The 20156-nt window shown below is 62.6% G+C and carries 19 protein-coding genes; 9 read left to right on the top strand and 10 right to left on the bottom strand.

Translation table 11 applies throughout. The annotated features are described in order from the left end of the window. The first annotated feature begins 50 nt into the window (after positions 1 to 50). Both IM304_RS16045 and IM304_RS16040 read left to right on the top strand, forming a co-directional pair. Positions 51 to 353, top strand: a complete 303-nt coding sequence (locus IM304_RS16045; RefSeq protein ID WP_193356007.1) for a type II toxin-antitoxin system RelE/ParE family toxin — start codon at positions 51 to 53, stop codon at positions 351 to 353. Continuing rightward, positions 328 to 732 carry a helix-turn-helix domain-containing protein gene (locus IM304_RS16040; RefSeq protein WP_176610920.1) on the top strand — a complete coding sequence of 135 codons (405 nt, stop codon included), beginning with the start codon at positions 328 to 330 and terminating at the stop codon, positions 730 to 732. Before IM304_RS16045 ends, IM304_RS16040 begins: the two co-directional genes overlap by 26 nt. Here IM304_RS16040 and IM304_RS16035 read toward each other — a convergent pair. Beyond that, complete coding sequence (locus tag IM304_RS16035) at positions 729 to 926, bottom strand: YbdD/YjiX family protein (RefSeq protein WP_193356006.1); 198 nt, start codon at positions 924 to 926, stop codon at positions 729 to 731. The genes IM304_RS16040 and IM304_RS16035 overlap by 4 nt on opposite strands. Positions 927 to 1042: 116 nt before the next feature. Continuing rightward, entirely contained in the window at positions 1043 to 3148 is a 2106-nt protein-coding gene (cstA, locus tag IM304_RS16030; protein ID WP_193356005.1) for a pyruvate/proton symporter CstA, read from the bottom strand. Positions 3149 to 3416: 268 nt separating this feature from the next. Between cstA and IM304_RS16025 the strand changes: the two genes are divergently transcribed. The 3 genes from IM304_RS16025 to IM304_RS16015 are packed head-to-tail and all read left to right on the top strand — an operon-like array spanning position 3417 to position 5699. After that, a complete protein-coding gene (locus IM304_RS16025; RefSeq protein ID WP_193356004.1) occupies positions 3417 to 4112 on the top strand; it encodes a nucleoside recognition domain-containing protein in 696 nt (231 codons plus the stop codon). Then, positions 4109 to 4573: a YjiG family protein gene (locus IM304_RS16020; RefSeq protein WP_148419277.1), complete on the top strand. Its 465-nt coding sequence runs from the start codon at positions 4109 to 4111 to the stop codon at positions 4571 to 4573. The genes IM304_RS16025 and IM304_RS16020 overlap by 4 nt, the downstream gene beginning before the upstream one ends. A 13-nt stretch (positions 4574 to 4586) precedes the next feature. Further along, the gene (locus IM304_RS16015; protein WP_193356003.1) at positions 4587 to 5699 is read left to right on the top strand and encodes a M20 family metallopeptidase; all 1113 of its coding nucleotides are present in this window, start codon (positions 4587 to 4589) and stop codon (positions 5697 to 5699) included. Between the two features lie 129 nt (positions 5700 to 5828). On the opposite strand, the gene entH is transcribed toward IM304_RS16015, so the two are convergent. The 5 genes from entH to entC are packed head-to-tail and all read right to left on the bottom strand — an operon-like array spanning position 5829 to position 10654. Further along, positions 5829 to 6242 (bottom strand): proofreading thioesterase EntH, encoded by a 414-nt coding sequence (entH, locus tag IM304_RS16010; RefSeq protein ID WP_148419281.1) that lies wholly within the window; start codon positions 6240 to 6242, stop codon positions 5829 to 5831. Beyond that, complete coding sequence (gene entA / locus IM304_RS16005) at positions 6242 to 6994, bottom strand: 2,3-dihydro-2,3-dihydroxybenzoate dehydrogenase EntA (RefSeq protein WP_193356002.1); 753 nt, start codon at positions 6992 to 6994, stop codon at positions 6242 to 6244. Before entA ends, entH begins: the two co-directional genes overlap by 1 nt. Then, complete coding sequence (locus tag IM304_RS16000) at positions 6994 to 7848, bottom strand: isochorismatase (RefSeq protein ID WP_193356001.1); 855 nt, start codon at positions 7846 to 7848, stop codon at positions 6994 to 6996. The genes entA and IM304_RS16000 overlap by 1 nt, the downstream gene beginning before the upstream one ends. A 10-nt stretch (positions 7849 to 7858) precedes the next feature. Next, positions 7859 to 9469 carry a (2,3-dihydroxybenzoyl)adenylate synthase EntE gene (gene entE / locus IM304_RS15995; RefSeq protein WP_193356000.1) on the bottom strand — a complete coding sequence of 537 codons (1611 nt, stop codon included), beginning with the start codon at positions 9467 to 9469 and terminating at the stop codon, positions 7859 to 7861. A 9-nt stretch (positions 9470 to 9478) separates the two neighbouring features. Then, positions 9479 to 10654, bottom strand: a complete 1176-nt coding sequence (gene entC, locus IM304_RS15990; protein WP_193355999.1) for an isochorismate synthase EntC — start codon at positions 10652 to 10654, stop codon at positions 9479 to 9481. 188 nt (positions 10655 to 10842) lie between these two features. Here entC and fepB point away from each other — a divergent pair, with 188 nt between their 5' ends. Further along, positions 10843 to 11802 carry a Fe2+-enterobactin ABC transporter substrate-binding protein gene (fepB, locus tag IM304_RS15985; protein WP_193355998.1) on the top strand — a complete coding sequence of 320 codons (960 nt, stop codon included), beginning with the start codon at positions 10843 to 10845 and terminating at the stop codon, positions 11800 to 11802. Between the two features lie 46 nt (positions 11803 to 11848). On the opposite strand, the gene entS is transcribed toward fepB, so the two are convergent. Next, positions 11849 to 13096, bottom strand: a complete 1248-nt coding sequence (gene entS, locus IM304_RS15980) for an enterobactin transporter EntS (RefSeq protein ID WP_193355997.1) — start codon at positions 13094 to 13096, stop codon at positions 11849 to 11851. Between the two features lie 108 nt (positions 13097 to 13204). Between entS and fepD the strand changes: the two genes are divergently transcribed. From fepD to fepC, 3 genes are read left to right on the top strand one after another with little or no spacing between them, the layout of a single operon-like run. Next, positions 13205 to 14209: a Fe(3+)-siderophore ABC transporter permease gene (gene fepD, locus IM304_RS15975; RefSeq protein WP_193355996.1), complete on the top strand. Its 1005-nt coding sequence runs from the start codon at positions 13205 to 13207 to the stop codon at positions 14207 to 14209. Next, positions 14209 to 15198: an iron-enterobactin ABC transporter permease gene (gene fepG / locus IM304_RS15970; protein WP_193356036.1), complete on the top strand. Its 990-nt coding sequence runs from the start codon at positions 14209 to 14211 to the stop codon at positions 15196 to 15198. Before fepD ends, fepG begins: the two co-directional genes overlap by 1 nt. After that, positions 15195 to 15995 carry an iron-enterobactin ABC transporter ATP-binding protein gene (gene fepC, locus IM304_RS15965; protein ID WP_193355995.1) on the top strand — a complete coding sequence of 267 codons (801 nt, stop codon included), beginning with the start codon at positions 15195 to 15197 and terminating at the stop codon, positions 15993 to 15995. The genes fepG and fepC overlap by 4 nt, the downstream gene beginning before the upstream one ends. A gap of 90 nt (positions 15996 to 16085) precedes the next feature. Here the strand turns inward: fepC and entF are convergent, their stop codons facing one another. Next, positions 16086 to 19943: an enterobactin non-ribosomal peptide synthetase EntF gene (gene entF, locus IM304_RS15960; RefSeq protein ID WP_193355994.1), complete on the bottom strand. Its 3858-nt coding sequence runs from the start codon at positions 19941 to 19943 to the stop codon at positions 16086 to 16088. After that, entirely contained in the window at positions 19940 to 20152 is a 213-nt protein-coding gene (locus IM304_RS15955) for an MbtH family NRPS accessory protein (RefSeq protein WP_176610932.1), read from the bottom strand. The genes entF and IM304_RS15955 overlap by 4 nt, the downstream gene beginning before the upstream one ends. Positions 20153 to 20156: the final 4 nt, after the last annotated feature.

The raw sequence follows: 20156 nt of genomic DNA, 5'->3' as shown, positions 1-20156 counted from the left end.
TAGTCTTATTATTTCCTTATGTTTTGTGTGGGCGTACAGTGGAGGTATGGATGAAGATTGTCTGGTCAAAAACGGCAGAGAAACAATTTTCTAAAATCGATAACCGGTATCAGAACCGCATTAAATTCAGGCTGGAGAAGATGGACGATAAAGCTTCACCTGTATCGGATATCAAGAAATTATCTTCTCCCGAAAACCACTGCAGGCTGCGTTTAGGTGATTACAGGGTCATCTACACCTTTGGGGATCCGCCGGGCGATACCTGCTACGTAGTGGCAGTAAAACGCCGAACAACTACCACCTACCTTCATGAGGAACATACGGAATATGGCTATTCAGTTCATAAAGGATGAAGAAGGAAAAAACCAGTATGTCGTCATTCCTTACGGTGAATACTTTCGTATGCGCTTAGCCATGCTGGAGTACGACGACGACGATGAAAACGACTGGGAGGATATTCCTTATGAGTCAGACATCTACGATAACGTAGGCCTACCGGGAGAGGTCTGCAACGTAATGCACAGCCAAAACGTCAGCCTGCAGGCCGCATGGCGCATCCTGCGCGGCATGTCGCAGCAGGAGGTGGCGGAGAAACTCGGCATCAGCCAGTCCGCCGTGTCACAGCTGGAAGCGCTGGACTCCCGTCCGCAAAAGCGCACCCGTGAGAAGCTGGCGGCGATTTACGGCTGTAAGCAGGAGCAGATCAGCCTCTACTTACCGAAAGAGGGTTAACAGCACTTCGCCCCGCCCTTGCCGCCGTAGCGCGCGTCCTGGCGGTCGCGGAAAAATGCTTCGTACGTCATTGGCGTCTGGTCCGAATGGTTGACGCGCATATGCTCAACGTAGTTATCGTAGTCCGGCACGCCAATCATCATTTTGGCGGCCTGGCCCAGGTACTTACCTGCTTTGGAAAGGGTGTCGAACATAGGTCATTTCTCGTTTGTTTTCCCATCACCCTAACCCTCTCCCTAAAGGGAGAGGGAACTTACAACACCCTCTCCCCTTTGGGGAGAGGGCCGGGGTGAGGGGTAAATCTGGTAAATTAATGCGCCCCTTTAGCCTGGCTCACAATCTCGTCCAGGTTTTCAGGCATCGGCTCATACGGTGTCTCTTTCGCCGTCGGCTTGTCGACTTTCAGCGCCGCCAGCGCGGTTTTGAGAGAATACAATGCCAGCACCACAACCACCACCATAAAGAAGATGGTCAGCCCGGCATCCAGACGGTTGTTAAACACCAGCTGCGACAGCTGCGACTCCGTATACTGCGGCGGGATCGCGCCGCTGTCGATCATCGCCTGGAACTTGTCAGCAATTGCCAGGAAGCCCACCTTGTTGTCCGGGCTGAAGGCTTTCTGCCAGCCCGCCGTCAGGGTACAGATCAGCAGCCACGCGGTAGGCACCAGCGCCACCCACGCGTAACGCTGGCGCTTCATCTTGAACAGCACCACCGCGCAGAGCATCAGCGCCATGCCCGCCAGCATCTGGTTGGCGATACCGAACAGCGGCCAGAGGGTGTTAATCCCGCCCAGCGGATCCACCACCCCCTGATGCAGGAAGTAGCCCCACGCCAGCACGCACAGCGCCGTCGCCAGCAGGTTAGCCGGAAGCGAATCGGTGCGCTTCAGGTTCGGGGAGATCACCCCCAGCAGATCCTGGAGCATAAAGCGCGCCGCTCGGGTACCCGCATCCACCGCCGTCAGGATAAACAGCGCTTCAAACAGAATGGCGAAGTGATACCAGAACGACACGTCCATCAGCCCGCCCAGCGCGCCGTGGAGAATGTAGGCCATACCCACCGCAAGCGTAGGCGCCCCGCCCGCTCGGGAGATAATCGACTGCTCGCCCACCTCGTTAGCGATATGCGTCAGCGTTTCAGGGGTAATCGCAAAGCCCCAGCCGCTCACCACCTGTGCGGCAGAGGCAACCACGTCAACGGTTCCGGCCGGGGCCAGCACCGCCATCGGGCTGTTCATCGCGAAGTAGACGCCCGGATCGATAATGCAGGCGGAGACCAGCGCCATGATCGCCACGAAGGACTCCATCAGCATGCCGCCGTAGCCGATCAGGCAGGCCTGATTTTCATTCGCCAGCATCTTCGGCGTAGTGCCCGAGGCAATCAGCGCGTGGAAGCCGGAGACCGCGCCGCAGGCGATGGTGATAAACAGGAACGGGAACAGGTTGCCGGTCCAGACCGGGCCGGTGCCGTCGATAAACTTAGTCAGCGCAGGCATGGTCAGGGTCGGGCGCATAATCAGAATGCCGATCGCCAGCCCGACGATGGTACCGATTTTCAGGAACGTTGAGAGATAGTCGCGCGGGGCCAGCAGCAGCCACACCGGCAGCACCGCCGCCACGAAGCCGTAGCCCACCAGCATCCATGTCAGCTGTACGCCGGTAAAGTCGAAGAACGGTGCCCAGGTCGGGCTTTCCGCTACCCAGCCGCCGGAGATAATGGCGAACACGAGGAACACCAGGCCAATCACCGACACTTCACCAATGCGGCCAGGACGCAGATAGCGAATGTAGATCCCCATAAACAGCGCCAGCGGAATGGTGAAGGCTACGGTATACGTCCCCCACGGGCTGTGGGTTAGCGCCTTCACCACGATCATCGCCAGCACCGCAAGGATGATCACCATGATCATAAAGGTGGCCACCAGCGCAATCACCCCGGCGGTTGCGCCCATCTCCTCTTTCACCAGCTCACCCAGAGAACGGCCGTCGCGGCGGGTGGAGACGAACAGCACCATAAAGTCCTGCACCGCGCCCGCCAGCACCACGCCCGCGAGGATCCAGATCATTCCCGGCAGGTAGCCCATCTGCGCCGCCAGCACCGGCCCCACCAGCGGGCCCGCTCCGGCGATGGCCGCGAAGTGGTGACCGAACAGCACCTTTTTATCGGTCGGCACGTAGTCCAGCCCGTCGTTATGACGGACCGCGGGCGTCATGCGCGTGGCATCAACCCCTAAGACGTTCTTCGCGATATAGCGGCCATAAAAACGATACGCGATCAGATAAATGCAGACGGAGGCAACGACGATCCACAGCGCGTTGATCTGCTCCCCCCGGTTGAGGGCGATATAGCCCAGGGCAAAGGCTCCCACAACGGAGAGCACCGCCCATGTAAGGTATTTCCCTGAGTTATTCATAGCTGTTGTCCGGTGTTGTGAAACGGTGAGATGTTACATTTTGTTTCTAGAACAACGGATAAGATTTAACAACTTTGAAACGCAATAATGCGTGGTCAAACCAGAGATTTACACCACAGTGTTAAGCCGATCACTTTCGTGACGTCATCCGTCACACTTTTGCCTTTTTCGTCCAGGCACCGTCTTACGGAATGATTTGTATCATTTTTTTTGGTCATAACCTCGCCAGAATGATCCTGCGCAATCGCGTGCATACAAGGAAAAGGATATGAACAGTACAGTACCTCAGGATAGTAAGGTCGGGCCCGGCGCGTACTTCGCGCTGGCGTTTGCAGCCGTTTTCTTCTCCGGCCTGTTGGGCGGAAAGGAGTGGTATGGCGTCTTTGATTTCACCACCCTCAACGGCGCGTTTGGCAAAGTGGTCAGTAAAGCCAGTCTGGAGGATGGCACCCTGACAACCGCCAGTAGCGCCTTTCGCGGCACCGGCGGCAGCGGCGCGATGGACGGTTTTCTCTTCGCGCTTGGTTTAATTCCGGCGGTTATGTTTGCGCTGGGGACGATCAACGTGCTGGAGCACTACGGCGCCCTGCGCGCCGCCCGCAAGCTCCTGACCCCTCTGCTGCGCCCGCTGCTGGGCATTCCCGGCACCGCCGGGCTGGCGCTGATTGGCAGCCTGCAAAGCACCGACGTGGGCGCGTCCCTCACCCGCAACCTGTCTGATGAAGGGCAAATAAGCGAAAAAGAGAAAGACGTCTTCGCTATGTTCCAGTTCTCTGCCGGAGCGATGATCACCAACTTTTTCTCATCGGGTGCAATCCTCTTTACGCTGGTGGCCGCAGACGGCACGGCAGCGGTTCCCGCCTCCATCGGCGCCTGCATTGCCGTCATGTTCATCATGAAAATCGTGGGCGCAAATCTGCTCCGACTGTTCCTGTCGTTTACCGGTAAAGGAGACGCCGCATGAGTGCCCCACAGTCTAATCCCGTCATTACCGATGTGTTTATCGAAGGCGCGCGCAAAGGCTGGGGCATTGCCACCAGCAGCACCCTGCCCAACGTGGTGATGGCGTTTATCATCATCAAGGCGCTGGAAATTACCGGAGCCCTGAAAGGGCTGGGCCTGGTCTTCGCCCCGCTGATGGGGCTGTTTGGCCTGCCGGGTGAGGCCGCCGCCGTGCTGATTGGCGGCTGGATGTCGATGGGCGGCGGGATCGGCGTTGCCATCGGCCTGTTTGATAAGGGCATTCTTACCGGCGAGCACCTGGCTATCCTGGCGCCCGCTATCTACCTGATGGGCTCGCAGGTGCAGTATCTGGGCCGCATTCTGGGCGTGATCGGCACGCGCGCCAAACGTATTCCGCTGATGATCGCCATCTCGGCGATCAACGCTTTCTTAGCCATGCTGCTGATGCGCATTATTCTCTGAACAGGACGTGAATATGAAACTTGATGATTATATTACAGAGCTGAAGACCCTTGTGAACGTGGATTGCGGCACCCAGACCCTTGCGGGTGTCGCAACCGTGGCGGACATCATGCAGCAGCTGTGGCAGCGCGAAGGCTGGCATACTGAACGGGTAGATCTTGGCGAAAAGGTTGGTCCCGGCGTGTTTGTCAGCAACAAACCTCAGGCTGAACGGTTTGACGTGCTGCTGGTGGGGCATCTGGATACCGTGTTTGCGCCCGGCACCGTCGCCGGGCGCCCGATGAGCGAAGACGATACCCGGCTGTACGGCCCCGGCGTCTCGGATATGAAGAGCGGACTTCTGAATATACTGTGGGCGATGCGCGAGCTTGATGCCGCAGACAAAGATCGTCTGGCTATTGCCGTCGCGATGAACCCGGATGAAGAGACCGGCTCGGTCTACTCCCACGAATGGATCGGCGAGCTGGCTAAACGTTCCCGCTGCGTGCTGGTATGCGAAGCCGCCAGAGCGGACGGCTCGCTGGTGAAGGCGCGTAAGGGGATGGCGGGCTATCATCTCACCTTCAGCGGCGTGGCGGCACACGCGGGTAACGACCCGGAAAAAGGCCGCTCGGCGATTACCGCGCTGGCAAACAGCATTATCGCCATCAATGCGCTGACCAACTGGGATCGGGGAACCACGCTGAACGTTGGCGTTATACAGGGCGGCAGCGCGGCCAACGTGGTGGCGGACCACGCCGTGGCCGAACTCGACGTCCGCTTCTGGGAAAACGACGAGTACAACCGGGTGAACCAGGCGCTTGAAGCATTATGCGAAAAAGGCTTTTCAGACGGCGTGACCACCACGCTGACGCGGGTTAACCATAAACCGGCGATGGCCGCGAGTGAAGACACTCAGGCGCTGATGCGTCTGGTTGAAGCGGCCGGAAAGGAGGAGGGTATCACCATTACCTGGCAGGCGGTCGGCGGCGGCAGCGATGCCAACCACACCGCCGCGCTCGGCATCCCGACGCTTGACGGCTTCGGTCCGATTGGCGCCGGGTTCCACAGCCCCGCGGAGTGGCTGGATAAAGCGTCCATTGCGCCGCGAATTCGGTTACTGAAGCGGGTCGTTTCGATGCTCTAAGGTTTTCCCTACCCCTCACCCTAACCCTCTCCCCAAAGGGGAGAGGGGACGGCTCAGCGCCCTCTTTTCTCCCTCGCCCCTTTGGGGAGAGGGCCGGGGTGAGGGGTGAGGGCAACAGACCGCACAAAATTAACCCAGCACCATCGTACTCAACCGGCACGTGCAGCACCGCCGTCCCTGCTCGTCGAACACCACAATCTCCCAGCTCTGGCTGGAACGCCCCAGATGCAGCGGCTGACAAACGCCGCGCACCTTTCCCTGAGACACCGCGCGGTGATGCGTGGCGTTCAGCTCCGTGCCCACCACGTTCTGCCCCTCGCGGGTCATCAGAAAACCGGCCATCGATCCCAGCGTTTCCGCCAGCGCCGCCGACGCGCCGCCGTGCAGCAGGCCAAACGGCTGGTGGGTGCGCGCATCCACCGGCATCTCGGCTTCCAGCGTGTCGTCCCCGAGGCGGGTATAGACGATGCCCAGATGCGCCACCATGGTGTTCTGGCTGGTGGCGTTCAGCGCCTCAAGCGATAAATGACGTTTCCAGATCATTACGCCCCCAGCGTGGAGCCGCCGTCCACCACGATATCCTGCAGGGTGATATGGCTGGCGGCGTCGGACGCAAGGAACAGCACGGTGGCGGCAATCTCCTGCGGACGGGCGATTTTGCCGAGCGGAATGCCGAGCTTAAACTGCTCGCCGAAGCCGCGAATGCGCTGCTGTTCCGCGTCGTCGCTTTTCCACAGGGTACGCTGCATGTCGGTATCCGTTGAGCCGGGCGACACCAGGTTACAGCGCACGCCGCTGCCTGCCAGCTCCAGCCCGACGGTCAGGGCCAGGCTTTTGAGCGCCGCTTTCGAGGCGCCATACGCGCTCATGCCGATGCGGGGCGTATGCGCCGCGTCTGAGGCTATCGTCACCACCGCTCCGCCCTGCTGACGGCGGAACTGGCCCATCGTCTGCTGGAACAGGTTAAACGCGCCGCCAACGTTGACCGCAAACGTCTGCTGCCAGTCCTCCTGCGAGAGTTGGTCCGTGGCCCCCATGCGCAGAATGCCGGCGGCGTTGACCAGCACGTCCAGACGTTCAAGCGAGACCAGCAGGCGCCCGCACACCTCACTTACCTGCGCGGCATTCGCTACGTCCAGCGTCTCGGTGGCAAACGGATAATCGCCCTGCGGGAAGGCCATGTCGAACCCGGTCACCCGCGCGCCCGCCTCCGCAAACGCCCGCGCGGTCGCATAGCCAATGCCTTTGCCCGCGCCCGTCACCCAGACGGTTTTACCCGTGAAGTCAAAGCTCATCACTTCACCTCGCGGGAGAGCAGCGCCCACCAGGCGTCGAGGGTAGGATTTTTTGCCAGCATCACGAAGTCGATATCGCCGTGCACTTTGCGCCAGCGGGCGGCCAGCGCCATCATGCGCACCGAGTCCAGACCGTAGTCGATCAGGTTTTCGTCATCCATCGGCTCGTCGGACTCGTCCAGCAGCGGCAGGATCAGCTCACGCAGCGCCGCTTTGGTCGCCGGTACGGACGGCAGCAGTTCGTCGGTCATCACCACGCGGCCCGAGCGCCCGGCCACGTATTTCAGCGACATCAGGTGTTCGTCGCGGGTGAAATCCGCCAGCGCGTCGGCGATAAAGAACGGCTTGATGTCGCGCATAAAGGCGTCGGTGGCGGTGGTCATGCAGCCGATGTGGGCATAAACGCCGGTGATCAGCAGCTGGTTGCGGCCGGTCTCTTTCAGCATCTGCTCCAGCGGCGAGCGGTGAAACGCGCTGTAGCGCCACTTCACCAGCACAGTGTCCGCTTCGTCCGGGGTCAGTTCGGCTACGATGCGCTGCTGCTCCGGCGAGCGGGTCAGGCCCGGCCCCCACATGTCGTTCAGCAGGGCGCGGTCCTCATCGCTCTGCTCTTTCGGCTGCGCGGTATAGTACACCGGGATATGGTGTTCCTTGCAAAATGCGCGAAGTCTGGCGATGTTCGCCACCACCTGCTGCATCATCGCGCTGTTTTCGCCCCAGAAGTTCAGGAAATATTCCTGCATATCGTGGATCAGCAGCGCGGCGCGCTCCGGCTCAAACGCCCAGTTCACCTTGTTAGTCGGCAGGTCTGCGGCGGTTGGCAGCGCGTATGCGGATAATTTTGGAATGGCCATTCTCTGTTCCTCAGCCCCGGGCGCGTTCAGCGAGCCACAGGCGCAACTGTTTTTTATCGACTTTGCCGACCGGCGTTAGCGGAAGCGCGTCCACGCTCTCCACGCGGTCCGGCAGTTTAAATTCGGCAACGCCCTGCTCGCGCAGGAAGCGGCGCACCTCGACCGCACGCAGGGGCTGTTTCACCACCAGATACGCGCAGCTCTTCTCGCCCAGCAGGCTGTCCTCCATGCTCACCAGCGCGGCGTGGATCACCGCGTCGTGGCGCAGCAGCAGGTTTTCGATCTCTTCGGCGGCGATCTTCTCCCCGCCGCGGTTGATCTGATCCTTCTCGCGCCCCTGCACGGTGATGTACCCCTGCTCGTCAATGGCGATCAGATCGCCCGAGCAGTAAAAGCCGTTGGCGTCAAAGGCGCTGGCGTTGTGTTCCGGGCTGTTGAAATAGCCGCGGAAGGTATACGGCCCGCGCGTCATCAGACGCCCGACCTCACCGCGCGGCAGCGGGTTACCGTGCTCGTCCGCCACCCACACTTCGTCATCCGGGCACATCGGGCGGCCCTGGGTGTTGATGATGCGTTCCGGCGCGTCGTCGAGCGCGGTGTAGTTCACCAGTCCTTCCGCCATGCCGAACACCTGCTGCAGCTGGCAGCCGATTTCCGCCGGAATACGCGCGGCGAGCGTGGCGGAAAGCCTTGCCCCGCCCACCTGGAGCAGCTTCAGAGATCTCAGCTGCGCGTTTCCCGCGCCGTCGGCAATCGCCTGCAGCCACAGGCTTACCGCCGGGGGCACCAGCGAGGTGACGTTAATCTGGTGCTGTTCGATCAGCGGGAAGCAGAGCGTGGCGCTCGGATCGTTCGCCAGCACCACGCAGCCGCCCGCGGTGAACACGCCTAACGATCCCGGCGAGCTCATGGCGTAGTTATGCGCTGCCGGGAGCGCGTTCAGGTAACGGGTTTCGGCGGTAATGCCGCAGATTTCGTTGCTGCGACGAATGCTGTAGTCGTAGTCGTTATGCGTGCGCGGGATCAGCTTCGGCGTGCCGGTGCTGCCGCCGGAGAGCTGGAAGAACGCCACCTCGTCGGCAGGCGTGGGGTTGGGGATAAAATTGTCCGCCGGGCGGGCAATCGCCGCCTCAAGCGCATGTTTGGCCCTGTCACCGCGCAGCAGCACCACGCGCACCGAGCGGTGTTCATCCACGAAAGCGTTGAGGAACTCATCGCCCGCGAACAGCGCGTGGCCGCGGTCGGCAATCAGTACGGCGGGCCTGATCTGCGCCGCGTAGGCGTTCAGCTCGCTGCGCTGATGGCTAAAGAGCGCGTTGACCGGCGCGACGCCAATCTGCAGCAGCGCGAAAAAGGTAACGTAAAACTCGGCCACGTTGCCGAGCTGCACCAGCGCGGTTTCGCCGCGGTGCAGCCCCTGCGCCTGAAGGGCAGACGCCAGGTTGTTCACCGCCTGATGAAACGCGCGGTAGGTCATGTGACGATCGCCGTCGATAATCGCGACCGCATCGCTGTCCGCGCGATCCGTCAGAATGTGGGTCAGCGGCAGATCCTGCCAGTAGCCTTTCTCACGGTAGCGGCGGGCAAAATCCTCAGGCCAGCGGGTAAAGGGGATGGTCATGGGTATTCCTTAGTGCAAACCAAAAACGTTGAGCATGGTGGAGAGCTTCACGCCGGTTTCGCGCCACTCGCCCACCGGCGAGGAGGCCGGCACGATACCCGCCCCGGCAAACAGGCGAACGGTGTTCTGGTGCAGACGCGCGCAGCGGATAGTCACCACCCACTCGCCGTTACCTTCGCTATCGCACCAGCCGACGATGCCCCCGAACAGCTCGCGGTCGAACGGCTCCAGTTCGGCAATCAGCTCTTTTGCCGCCTGGTGCGGGAAACCGCTCAGGGCTGGCGTCGGGTGCAGCAGGCAGGCCAGCGTCAGGGCGTTCTCGTTTTCACGCGCTTCACCCTCTACCGGCGTCGCCAGATGCCACAGCGTTGGCGTGGTGATGAGCTGCGGGGAAGCGGGCATGCTCAGATGATGGCTGCGCGGCTCCAGAACGGCCTTCATCGCCTGCGTCACCAGGTCGTGCTCGTGGCGGTCCTTTTCGGAGGCCAGCAGCTTAGTGCCCGCCTCGCGATCCAGCACGTCGTCAGGCTGACGGCGCGCGGAGCCCGCCAGCGGCAGCGAGCTAAAGTGGGCGCCCTCTTTACGCAGCAGCAGCTCCGGGCTGGCGCCCAGCAGCACGCCGCCGTCTTCCAGCGGCACGTGGAAGTTGAAGCTGGCCGGATTCTGGGCGATAAGACGCTCCATCAGCACGCCGCTATCGATTCGCCTGTCGGTGGCGATATCAATCAGGCGCGACAGCACGACCTTGTTCACCTGCGGCGTGGCGGTCAGCGACGCGGCGCGGGATACCATCTCTTCGAAAACCGGCTGCGGCGGAATTTCGGTGCGCTGCCGGACGTTCAGCGTCTGTGCGCCGGAGGCGTAGCGTGCCGACTGCTGGCGCGCCGGGCGCGAAAAGGTCTGCCAGCGCTGCGGAATAAACAGCGACGAGGGTTTGCGGGTATCGAAGGGAATTGCCCCTACCATCACCGGGTGAGCAATGCCGCTGTCTTTCGCGTGACGGAAAGCCTGAGCCAATTTCTGCTGGAAGTGACCCGACGGGTCGTCTCCGCCGACGGCGGATTCGGAGAAGCGGGCAAAACAGCCTGAGGTGGTAAAACTGCGGTAAGGCGACATAAAGAAAAAGCTGTCTGATTGCAGCGCGGTCGCGGTGTGCTGAACTTCCTCAGCCAGGGACGTGTCCATATCATCCTCCTCAAAATGATAAAAGAAGCAATAATGATTATCATTTATATTTTCGTCGGCTAACCTAATCCCACAGCGCCCCGCTGTCAACCGCCGGGCAAACAACTTGTGCGACAAATGCTTGCATCCCTTATCCGCAACCATGAAAATGAGAAGCATTATCTTCAGTAAAAACAGGATGCCGCTCTGTGAAATTCGCTGCCGTTTGCCGTAATGCCCTTCTTTTGACAGGACTTTTTGTTTTAGGACTAACCTCAGCAGCCGCCGCCGACTGGCCGCGTCAGGTCACCGACAGCCGCGGCGTGCACACCCTTGAGAGCAAACCGACGCGCATTGTCTCCACCAGCGTGACCTTAACCGGCTCCCTGCTGGCGATTGACGCCCCGGTTATCGCCAGCGGCGCCACCACGCCCAACAACCGCGTCGCGGACGCGCAGGGCTTCCTGCGCCAGTGGGGCGAGATTGCAAAGCAGCGCAAGGTTGCCCGTCTGTACATTGGCGAGCCGAGCGCGGAAGCGGTGGCCGCCCAGATGCCGGACCTGATTCTAATTAGCGCCACCGGCGGGGATTCCGCGCTGGCGCTCTACGATCAGCTCTCCGCCATCGCCCCGACGCTCGTCATCAACTACGACGACAAAAGCTGGCAGGAACTGCTGACGCAGCTCGGCACCCTTACCGGACACGAAAAGCAGGCCGCCGAACGCGTTGCCGCCTTCGATAAGCAGCTCGCGCAGGTGAAGCAGCAGATGACGCTGCCGCCGCAGCCGGTAAACGCCATCGTCTACACCGCCGCCGCGCACAGCGCTAATCTCTGGACCGCAGAATCGGCGCAGGGCAAGCTTTTGCACCAGCTGGGCTTCACGCTGGCGGACCTGCCTGCAGGGCTGCACACCTCCAAAAGCCAGGGCAAGCGCCACGACATTATTCAGCTGGGCGGTGAAAACCTGGCAACGGGGCTGAACGGCGAAGGGCTGTTTGTGTTTGCCGGTGACCAGAAAGACGTGGACGCGATTTACGCCAACCCGCTGCTGGCGCATTTACCTTCGGTGAAAAACAAGCGCGTCTGGGCGTTGGGAACGGAGACGTTCCGCCTGGATTATTACAGCGCGATGCTGGTGTTAGAGAGATTAAACGCATTGTTTAAATAGGCCTTTTCCCTCCCTCTCCCCGCGGGAGAGGGCCTGGGTGAGGGCATCAGGCTGCACCGTCGTTCAATACAACCTCCTGCCTGAACCGCCGCAATTCCGCTAATACCACCAGCAAAATCACGCCGACAACCGCCAGTACAAACCCGCTGCTGCTCGCCGAGGCTACCGGGGTCATTATCGCCCCCAGCCCGCCGAGGATCGCCGCGCCAACCGCGTCGCCCGTGACGTTCTGCGCGGTCCACAGGCCGTTAATGCGCCCGAGCATCCCTTCCGGCGTCTGGGTCTGGATCAGGGTGTACTGTAGAAGAGAGCTGATAGCGCTCAGCCAGCCAAAAATGACCAGACACAGAACCCCCAGCGCCCAGACCGGCATCAGGCTGAAGAAGCCGATGGCGATAAACGAGGCCAGGGTTGCGACCAGCATAATCAGGCCCGGGCGCGCGCTCTGCGCCAGATTGCCGCTGGTGAGCGCCCCGAACGCTGCCCCGAGCGGAATGGCGGCGTACAGCACGCCAATCTCCGAGGCGCTCATCCGCCACTCGCCCGCCAGCGCCGGGTACAGCACGCGCACGGCGCTCGCCATCGTCAGCAGGCCGCCGAGCAGCGCAATGCCGCCGATGAGCGGGCTGCTGAACAGAAAGCGGATTGCCGCCATCAGGGATTTAAGCGGATGCTCGCGCGGCTGCGGCGGAGGGGGCAGCAGCGGCAGACGCAGCAGCGTCAGGGTGGTAATAAACGTTCCCGCCGCCGCCAGGCCGTAGTTCCACGCCACGCTGCCGGTTGCCAGCAATAATCCGCCAACCATCGGCGAAATCACCGAGCCGAGGCGCACGGTGAGCATGGTGATCGCTCCGGCCTGCATCAGATTCTCGCGCCCGACCAGCGCGGGCGTGGCCGCCAGCAGCGCCGTTACGCCCAGCGAAGCAAAAAAGCCGTCCCACAGGCCGAGCGCGTAAATGGCAATCAGCGACGGCTCCGGCAGCATGGCGTTCAGGCACAGCCCGATAAAGCCCACGCCGCAGGTGCCGCGCGCCAGCAGGATCAGCTTTTTACGCTCGTAGCGATCCGCCAGCACGCCGCCGACCATCAGGCCGATAAACATCGCCCCGCCGGTTAAGGTCACGGATAACCCCACCAGCCAGCTGGAGTGGGTCATGGCCTGGATCTGCACGGGCACGGCAACGCCGAGCAGGCCGAGGGACAGAATGGAGATAAAGCGGGCGATAAAGACGGCGCGAAATGCCGGGTGCGTCTTGAGCAGGCTGAGGTTAAGCAGCCAGGATTTTTGATTCATGACAAGGCCTTGAGTCTATTTCTACCAATTCCATGGGCGCACATGCTAACATAGCCAAATAAGATAGATAACGATAATCACTATCATTATCAAATCATGGATGTTGCTATGTCGTTTTCCTCTTCTGCGGTGCGCGCCGTTGCCGTGCCCGCATTATTGCTACTGCTAATCCTTGCGATTGCACTCAGCCTGCTGGTCGGCGCCAGGCCGCTGCCCGCGTCCGTTATTGTCGATGCGCTCTCCGGTACCTGCCAGAGCGCCGACTGCACCATCGTGCTCGACGCTCGCCTGCCCCGCACCCTTGCGGGACTGCTGGCCGGCGGCGCGCTCGGTCTTGCCGGTGCCCTGATGCAAACCCTTACCCGAAACCCGCTGGCGGACCCCGGCATTCTCGGCGTCAATTCCGGCGCCAGCTTTGCCATCGTGCTCGGCGCGGCGCTGTTCGGATTAACGTCCCCCTCTGAACAGCTGGTGATGGCCTTTTGCGGCGCGCTGGCCGCCTCGCTGGTGGTCGCCTTTACCGGCAGCCAGGGCGGCGGACAGCTGAGCCCGGTGCGCTTAACCCTGGCGGGCGTAGCGCTCGCGGCGGTGCTGGAAGGTTTATCGAACGGCATCGCCCTGCTCAACCCGGACGTCTACGACCAGCTGCGCTTCTGGCAGGCCGGTTCGCTGGATATTCGCACCCTGGATACGCTAAAGGTGGTGGCCATTCCGGTGATGATTGCCGCCGCCGTGGCGCTGTGCTTAAGCCGGGCGCTGAACAGCCTGAGCCTCGGCAGCGACACCGCTACCGCGCTCGGTAACCGCGTGGCGCGCACGCAGCTGACTGGCCTGCTCGCCATCACCGTGCTGTGCGGCAGCGCGACCGCCGTGGTCGGTCCGATTGCCTTTATCGGCCTGATGATGCCGCACGTGGCGCGCTGGCTGGTGGGGGCAGATCACCGCTGGTCGCTGCCGGTGACGCTGCTGGCCACCCCGGCCCTGCTGCTGTTTGCCGACGTGCTGGGCCGCCTGCTGGTACCCGGCGAGCTGCGCGTCTCGGTGGTCAGCGCCTTTATCGGCGCGCCGGTGCTGATCTTCCTGGTACGACGCAGACGCGGAGGTGGCGCATGATGGCCCCGTCCCGTCGTTTAATCACCAGCGTCGCCCTGCTGGCCATCGCCATTTTGCTGCTGGCGGTCTGGAGCCTGCGCAGCGGCGCGGTCACGCTCGATTTCACACAGGTCTTTAACGCCCTGCTCGGCAGCGCGCCGCGCAATATCACCCTGGTGGTCACCGAGTGGCGGCTGCCGCGCGTGGCGATGGCCATTCTGGTGGGCGCGGCGCTCGGCGTCAGCGGCGCGATTTTCCAGTCGCTGATGCGTAACCCCCTCGGCAGCCCGGACGTCATGGGGCTTAATACCGGGGCCTGGAGCGGCGTGCTGGTGGCGATGGTGCTGTTTGGCCAGCACCTGACGGCCATCACCTTTACGGCGATGGCCGGCGGCATTATCACGTCGCTGGCTATCTGGCTGCTTGCCTGGCGCAACGGCATCGACACCTTCCGCCTGATCATTATCGGTATCGGCGTGCGCGCGATGCTGATGGCCTTTAACACCTGGCTGCTGCTGCAGGCCTCGCTGGAAACCGCGCTCTCGGCCGGGCTGTGGTATGCCGGTTCCCTCAACGGCCTGACGTGGGGTAAAACCTGGCCCGCCGCGCCGCTGATTTTGCTGATGTTTATAGCCGCGCTGCTGCTGGTGCGGCGCATGCGGCTGCTGGAGATGGGCGACGACACCGCCTGCGCGCTGGGCGTGGGGGTTGAGCGCTCGCGCCTGATGCTGATGCTGGTGGCCGTGCTGCTCACCGCGGCCTCCACCGCGATTGCCGGACCGATCTCGTTTATCGCCCTTGTCGCCCCCCACATTGCGCGGCGTCTTAGCGGTACGGCGCGCTGGGGGTTAACCCAGGCCGCACTGTGCGGGGCGACGTTACTGCTGGCTGCCGATCTCTGCGCCCAGCGGCTGTTTATGCCTTATCAACTTCCGGTAGGCGTGGTGACCGTCAGCCTCGGCGGAATTTACCTTATCGTTTTGCTCGTTCAGGAGTCACGCAGGAAATGACAGACTCAACCACCCGCTTGCGCGGCGAAAACCTCACCCTCGCCTACGGCAAAAAAATCATTGCCCGTGATTTGACCGTCTCCGTACCTGAAGGCCACTTTACGGCGATCATCGGCCCGAACGGCTGCGGTAAATCGACGCTGCTGCGCATCCTGAGCCGCCTGATGGCCCCGGCTGAGGGCAGCGTATTTCTCGACGGCGAGCAGATCCAGCGCTTCGCCAGCAAAGAGGTGGCGCGACGCATCGGGCTGCTGGCGCAGAACGCCACCACGCCGGGGGATATCACGGTGCAGGAATTGGTTTCGCGCGGACGCTATCCGCACCAGCCGCTGTTTACCCGCTGGCGCAGGGAAGATGACGAGGCGGTGAACCGCGCGATGCGGGCGACGGGGATTACCGATCTCGCCCTGCAAAGCGTGGACACCCTCTCCGGCGGGCAGCGGCAGCGGGCGTGGATCGCGATGGTGCTGGCGCAGGAAACCTCCATCATGCTGCTGGACGAGCCGACGACCTGGCTGGATATCAGCCATCAGATTGACCTGCTGGAGCTGCTGAGCGAGCTGAACCGCACGCAGGGCTATACCCTGGCGGCGGTGCTGCATGATTTGAATCAGGCGTGCCGCTACGCCACGCATCTGATTGCCTTGCGCGACGGCGAGATTGTGGCGCAGGGTGCGCCAAAGGAGATTGTGACCCCGGCGCTGATCGAGCGGATCTACGGCATGCGCTGCATGATTATTGACGATCCGGTGGCGGGGACGCCGCTGGTGGTGCCGCTTGGAAAGCGTGCGGTCTGATGGCCCCTCACCCTGACCCTCTCCCCAAAGGGGCGAGGGGACGATTACACCCTCTCCCCTTTGGGGAGAGGGCTGGGGTGAGGGGAACAATTACCCCAATATTTCCCTCAACACCGGTCCTATTTTCTCAAACGCCTGCGGTGAAATGATATCCACGTGGGCGCAGTCCTGGCTGTACACCTCCAGTTCACTCACCCACGGCGCCCACGCGACCTGCGGATCCATCGTTCGCGTGCGTTCGGCAACGAACAGCGTCGCTTTTCCGTCAAAGCGTGAGCTGCGTGCCGTGGTGAGCAGCCGCACCGCGTCGGCGTAGTTGCCCTCAATGGCGTTAAACAGCGCGCTGGAGCCCTGCCCCTGCTGGGCGGCGATAAACGCCTGACGCTCGCGCTCGATCTCTGCCAGCACCTCCGGGTCGAGACCGTTGGCCTCTTTCTCCGCCCAGTTCTGCGTTTCCGGCGGCCAGGTGTCCAGCAGGCCGAGGAACGCTACGGTTTCGCCCTGCTCGCGCAGACGCGCCGCAATCCCCTGCGCCAGCGTGCCGCCGAGGGAATAGCCGAACAGGTAGTACGGCCCGTGCGGCTGCTGCTTACGCAAGGTAGTCAGATGATGTTCGATCACCCCATCCAGATCCGCGCACTGCTGCATCGGCCCGTCCGGGCGCGGCGACTGAATGCCGGTAACAGACCAGCGCGGGCTGAGATAGCGCGCCAGCACGCTGAACTGCCAGGCGAAGCCGGACGCCGGATGGAAGCAAAACAGCATCGGGCCGTCGCTCTCGCGCAGCGGGAGCAGGGTTTCATACCCCAGACGCTGCGCCTGCTCGTCGCTCATCTGCGAGTCCAGCAGGACGCTAAGCTTGCTGACCGTAGAGGCGACCATAACCTGCCCCGGCGTGACCTTACGGCTAAACGCGCGGCTGAGCTGTGCCGCCAGGCGCATCGCCAGCAGCGAGTGGCCGCCGAGGGCAAAGAAGTCGGCTTCGATATCGTTTACCTCGCAGCCCAGCAGCGCCGAGAACGCCTGCGCCACGGCAACTTCGGTTTCGCTTTCCGGCGCGCGGCCGGAGGTTTTGCTGCTCAGCTCCGGCATCGGCAGCGCCTTGCGGTCGAGCTTGCCGTTCGCGCTTAACGGCAGCGCGCTGATTTGCAGCAGCACCACCGGCACCATGTGCGGCGGCAGCTGTGCCCTGAGCGACGCCAGCAGCGCGTCGCGATCCAGCGGCAGACCCGATTCGGAGACGACATACCCCACCAGCTGGCGCGCATCGCCACCCGTTGCCGCCGCCTGGTTGAACACGCAGGCGTGCGCCACGGCCTGAGCCACGTCCGGCAGCGACAGCATCGCCCGGTCGATTTCGCCAAGCTCGATGCGCTGGCCGCGAATTTTCAGCTGATCGTCGCTGCGGCCTAAATATTCCACCGCGCCATTGTCCAGCCAGCGGGCAACGTCGCCGGTGCGGTACATGCGCTCGCCGGGGGCAAACGGATCGGCGATAAAGCGGCTGGCGGTGAGGTCGGGACGGCCCAGATACCCCTGCGCCAGCTGAATGCCGGTGAGATACAGATCCCCCGCCACCCCGAACGGCACCGGGCGCATCATTGCGTCCAGAATGCGCAGCCCCGTGTTCCACACCGGGAAGCCGATCGGCACGCTGTTGCCTGAAACTGCCGCCAGCTCTGGTCCAAATGCCGGATACCAGCTGACGTCCACCGCCGCTTCGGTCGGGCCGTAGAGGTTATGTAGCGGCACATGGGTGAGCTGTTCCCACTCACGGCACAGCCCGGCAGGCAGCGCTTCGCCGCTGCAGAACACCTGCTTAAGCGACGCGCAGCACGCCACGTTTTCCGGCGTCAGCGAGGCGACAAACGCCGCCAGCATCGACGGCACGAAGTGGGTCGTCGTCACGCCGTACTGTTCGAAGAAGCTCTGCATCGCCTGCGGATCGCGGTGCGCGTCCGGCTCGGCCATCACCAGCTTCGCCCCGGCGATAAACGGCCACCAGAACTCCCAGACCGACACGTCAAAGCTGCACGGCGTTTTCTGCGCCACCACGTCATCCGCCGCCAGCGGGTAGCTGTCCTGCATCCACTTCAGGCGGTTAACGATGGCGGTATGGCCGACCATCACCCCTTTCGGACGCCCCGTCGAACCGGAGGTAAAGATGATGTACGCGGTCTGCTCCGGCTTCGCCAGCCGCAGCGGTTCAGCACCCGCGGTCGGTAACAGTGTGTTGTAACTAAACGTCGTAATCAGCAAATCGCTAAAGCGCGGTAGCTGCTCGTCGGTGGTAATCAGCAGCGAGGGCTTCGCGTCCTCCAGCATCATCCGCAGGCGATCGTCCGGGTAGCCGGTATCCAGCGGCAGCCACGCGGCGCCTGCCTCGACGATGCCGTGCAGCGCCAGGGTCAGAAATACCGAGCGCGGCAGGGCCACCGCCACGCTGTCGCCGGGCTTCACGCCGCGTTCGCGCAGCAGGTTTGCCAGCGCGACGACCTGCTCTCGCATCTGGCGATAGTTCAGCTCAATATGGGCATCCGCCAGCGCGGGGGCGTCCGGGGTTTTGCTCGCCTGCTCCGCCACCAGATCCGCGAGCGTGATGGACGGCAGCGCCAGCCCGGTATCATTGATGCGCGCCAGCTGGGCGTACTCCTGCTCTGTAACGGTTTCCACTTCACCGCAGCGCAGATCCGGGTTAGCGGCAAACTGCGTCAGCATCGCGTTCAGGCGCGAAACGTGGCGGGCAAGCGTCGCCTCGTCGTAACGCTCTTTATTGGCGAGGACCTCGATGCTCAGTCCCCCCTGCTCGTCGGGGAATAATGCCAGCTCCAGGTCGTTGACCGGGCCGGTGGCCAGCGTGTGGGTTGTGGCCTCCACGCCGTCGATATCCAGCTGATAATCGAATACCTTGACGTTCAGCACCGGGCCAAACAGGGCTTCATCGCCTGCGGCACGCCCGCTGTCGCGCACGATCTGCTCGGCGTCGTAGCGCTGGTGGCGGCGCATTTTTTTCAGCTGGTTCGCCAGGCGAAGCGCCAGCTCCGGCAGGCTCTCCTGCGGATTGATATTGACCGCCAGCGGCAGCACGTTGAGCACCGGGCCGGTCGCGGTCAGCGCGGCGGAGCCCATGCGGCGCATAAAGATAAACCCGGCGGCATAGTCCGGCCGTCCGGTCAGGCGGCCCAGCCACAGCGCCACCAGCGCAAGCGCCAGGTCGGTGCGCTGCGCCTGTCCTGCCGCCTGCGCAAGCTGGCTAAAGGCGCGGCCGTCCATTGCAATTTTCAGGCGCAGGATGTCGGTGGTGGCGGCACGCCCCGGCAGCGGCGCGGAGGAGAGCGAGACCGGAGGAGGAAGCTGCCTGCGCTGCCCGGCCCAGAAGGCACCGTCGCGCTGATACGCCTCGCTGTCGCGGTAGCGCTGATACTCGTCAACCACCTCAGCGAACGGCGTAAACGGCGAGGCAGGCGCGGGTTCGCCCCGTTTCCAGGCGGCGTAAATCGCGGCAATCTGGCGGGTAATGGCCGGGAAGCTGAAGCCATCCACCACCAGATGGTGATAGCGCTGATACCAGTACCACTGGCGCTCGCCGACCTGAATCAGCTGGTGAAACGCTAGCGGCTGACCGCCGTCCACGCGCAGGTTCTGATTAAGATCCCTCTCCATCAGCGCCACGGCGGCCTCGTGAGAGTCAACGCGAACGATGGACGGCTCGGGCAGCGTTATGGCTTCATCCACCCACTGCCACACCTCGCCGCTGTCTTCCGCGAAGCGCATCCGCAGGGTATCGGCCTGCATCATGCCTTCCGCAATCGCTTTTGCCAGCAGCGGCGCGTCAATGTCGCCCCTAAGCTCGGTATAGTGCGCCACGCTCCAGGCATTCGGCAGGGAGGAAAGCTGTTCCGCCATCCAGATGCCCGGCTGGGCGGCGACGAGAGGAAGACAGTTCATGCGCTCTCCCCCGCAAAATGGGACGGGACAAGCGTTTGCCAGCGCTCAGCCAGCCACTGCCGGCACGCCTCCTGGGACTGCGGCTCGCACACCACGCGCCAGCCTGCGGGCAGGCCGCACTGCTGCGGCCACAGGCTGTACTGCCCCTGGTCGTTTTGCAAAATGGCGAACTGCCCCTGCGGATTATCGAAAGGATTGCTGAATTCCATACAG

This window comes from Enterobacter cloacae complex sp. P40C2 (genome assembly GCF_014930695.1).
Classification (GTDB): Bacteria; Pseudomonadota; Gammaproteobacteria; order Enterobacterales; family Enterobacteriaceae; genus Enterobacter; species Enterobacter pasteurii.
The sequence above is the reverse complement of the archived record's forward strand: the minus strand, read 5'-3'. Positions and strand labels throughout refer to the sequence as shown.

Bases quoted from the DNA above. Each gene is read 5' to 3' on its own strand.
- IM304_RS16045 (WP_193356007.1), top strand. From the start codon at position 51: ATGAAGATTGTCTGGTCAAAAACGGCAGAGAAACAATTTTCTAAAATC.
- IM304_RS16040 (WP_176610920.1), top strand. From the start codon at position 328: ATGGCTATTCAGTTCATAAAGGATGAAGAAGGAAAAAACCAGTATGTC.
- IM304_RS16035 (WP_193356006.1), bottom strand. From the start codon at position 926: ATGTTCGACACCCTTTCCAAAGCAGGTAAGTACCTGGGCCAGGCCGCC.
- cstA (WP_193356005.1), bottom strand. From the start codon at position 3,148: ATGAATAACTCAGGGAAATACCTTACATGGGCGGTGCTCTCCGTTGTG.
- IM304_RS16025 (WP_193356004.1), top strand. From the start codon at position 3,417: ATGAACAGTACAGTACCTCAGGATAGTAAGGTCGGGCCCGGCGCGTAC.
- IM304_RS16020 (WP_148419277.1), top strand. From the start codon at position 4,109: ATGAGTGCCCCACAGTCTAATCCCGTCATTACCGATGTGTTTATCGAA.
- IM304_RS16015 (WP_193356003.1), top strand. From the start codon at position 4,587: ATGAAACTTGATGATTATATTACAGAGCTGAAGACCCTTGTGAACGTG.
- entH (WP_148419281.1), bottom strand. From the start codon at position 6,242: ATGATCTGGAAACGTCATTTATCGCTTGAGGCGCTGAACGCCACCAGC.
- entA (WP_193356002.1), bottom strand. From the start codon at position 6,994: ATGAGCTTTGACTTCACGGGTAAAACCGTCTGGGTGACGGGCGCGGGC.
- IM304_RS16000 (WP_193356001.1), bottom strand. From the start codon at position 7,848: ATGGCCATTCCAAAATTATCCGCATACGCGCTGCCAACCGCCGCAGAC.
- entE (WP_193356000.1), bottom strand. From the start codon at position 9,469: ATGACCATCCCCTTTACCCGCTGGCCTGAGGATTTTGCCCGCCGCTAC.
- entC (WP_193355999.1), bottom strand. From the start codon at position 10,654: ATGGACACGTCCCTGGCTGAGGAAGTTCAGCACACCGCGACCGCGCTG.
- entS (WP_193355997.1), bottom strand. From the start codon at position 13,096: ATGAATCAAAAATCCTGGCTGCTTAACCTCAGCCTGCTCAAGACGCAC.
- fepD (WP_193355996.1), top strand. From the start codon at position 13,205: ATGTCGTTTTCCTCTTCTGCGGTGCGCGCCGTTGCCGTGCCCGCATTA.
- fepG (WP_193356036.1), top strand. From the start codon at position 14,209: ATGGCCCCGTCCCGTCGTTTAATCACCAGCGTCGCCCTGCTGGCCATC.
- fepC (WP_193355995.1), top strand. From the start codon at position 15,195: ATGACAGACTCAACCACCCGCTTGCGCGGCGAAAACCTCACCCTCGCC.
- entF (WP_193355994.1), bottom strand. From the start codon at position 19,943: ATGAACTGTCTTCCTCTCGTCGCCGCCCAGCCGGGCATCTGGATGGCG.
- IM304_RS15955 (WP_176610932.1), bottom strand. From the start codon at position 20,152: ATGGAATTCAGCAATCCTTTCGATAATCCGCAGGGGCAGTTCGCCATT.